This window comes from Bradyrhizobium sp., assembly GCF_016462955.1.
Classification (GTDB): domain Bacteria; phylum Pseudomonadota; class Alphaproteobacteria; order Rhizobiales; family Xanthobacteraceae; genus Bradyrhizobium.
In genome coordinates, this window is sequence record NZ_JAEMSD010000146.1 from 11,163 (window position 1) to 12,806 (window position 1,644).

Genomic DNA, 1,644 nt, shown 5'->3' on the forward strand with positions numbered 1-1,644 from the left:
GATCCGGCACCTCCGGCCCGATATGGGCGTAGGTCGCCGTGATGAGGTCGCGCCCGCGTCGCACGAGCCGGCCATGGGCGTCTTCAGGCAGCGCGCCGACTTCCGGTACCGTCCAGACCGGCGGGGAGGCTTGCTGAGCACGCCCCGCACCTGGTGCGGCTGCTGCGACGACAGCGACGGCAATGGCACGTAGCGTCCAGAAGCAAAGCGATGCAAGCAGCGGCTTGAGGTGAACCATCGGTCTCTCGGGATGTTCGAGGCGCCGCTATGATCCGCCGTCCGGAGTTAACGCCGAGTTCAGCGAGCGCTCGACGTCAGCGCCCGGCTTTGTCGGATTGGAGCTGGGGTTATCAGTCCGGGCACGCCCTGCGAAGTCCGGCAGCTCATCGTCCTGAGGGGCTTGCTCCGCCCCTCCGCCGCTGATTTTTCTCACGAAATGGCCACGCCACGTCAAAGCGCCCAGCACCTGACCACGTCGCACATCTCCGCCTCGGCCGTGAGGGGCGGAGATCTTCGTTTCCCGCGTGAGCGCCGGGATTAACGCGGCGCGCGCTTGGCCAAAATGCGCTGCAAGGTGCGCCGGTGCATGTTGAGCCGGCGCGCCGTTTCCGAGACGTTGCGGTTGCACATCTCGTAGATGCGCTGGATGTGTTCCCAGCGCACGCGGTCGGCCGACATCGGGTTGGCCGGCAGCTCGGATTTCTCCGCGCTGGTCGACAGCAGCGCGGCGACGACGTCGTCGGCATCCGCGGGCTTGGAGAGATAGTCGATCGCGCCCATCTTCACGGCGGTCACGGCGGTGGCGATGTTGCCGTAGCCGGTCAGCACGATCGCGCGCGCATCCGGGCGCTTCTTCTTCAGCGCCGAGACCACGTCGAGACCGTTGCCGTCGCCGAGCCTGAGATCCACCACCGCGAAGGCCGGCGCGGACCTTCCGATCTGCGCAAGACCGTCGGAGACGGTATCGCATGACGTCACCGAAAAGCCGCGGGTCTCCATGGCGCGCGACAACCGCTCCAGGAACGGCTTGTCGTCCTCCACGATGAGCAGCGAGCGGTCGGCTTGTTCGTTCAGTTCGGCGATGGCGTTCAAGGCTGTTTCCTCTCTCCAACGCATTGACATATGGCGTTGCGATCGCGCGGTGCCAAGGCGGCAAATCGTCGATCCGCCCCGTCGTGCGACGCAAGGTCGCGGTCTCGAGCGCGATGAATTGTCATCCCGCTCGCGATTCTTGTTTTCAGCATGATCCTATCGGAAAACCGCAGAACACTTTTCCGGGATCATGCCTATCCTATTGTTTCTTCGAGCGTCTCGGTAGCCTCAAAACGCTGTCTCGGCCATGTGATTTGCACCACCGCGCCGTGGTCGGGAAAGATCCGGTTGGTAAACGAGACCTTGGCGCCGGTGCGTTCGAGCAAGGTGCGCGCGATGAACACGCCGAGGCCGAGACCGCGCCGCTCGCCGCCGCCGTCGTCCTGGGGACGGCGTCGCGACAGATACGGCTCGCCGATCCGGTTGAGAATATCGGGCGGAATGCCCGGTCCGTCGTCGGAGATCACGAGCTCGATATGGTCATTGTTCCACCAGGCGTTCACCTCGACGGTGGTGCGGGCGAAATCGACGGCGTTCTCGACAATGTTGCCG

2 protein-coding genes and 1 pseudogene are annotated in these 1,644 nt (G+C 64.7%); all 3 read right to left on the reverse strand.

The window, feature by feature from the left end; translation table 11 throughout:
• Positions 1–238, reverse strand: a pseudogene (locus JHD07_RS16860) (hypothetical protein); the annotation flags it as partial.
• A 299-nt stretch (positions 239–537) separates the two neighbouring features.
• On the reverse strand, positions 538–1,092 hold the full coding sequence (locus tag JHD07_RS16865; RefSeq protein WP_291624206.1) for an ActR/PrrA/RegA family redox response regulator transcription factor: 555 nt from the start codon (positions 1,090–1,092) through the stop codon (positions 538–540).
• A 194-nt stretch (positions 1,093–1,286) separates the two neighbouring features.
• Positions 1,287–1,644 (reverse strand): ATP-binding protein (locus tag JHD07_RS16870; RefSeq protein ID WP_291624208.1); only part of this gene is annotated, 358 nt, incomplete at its 5' end.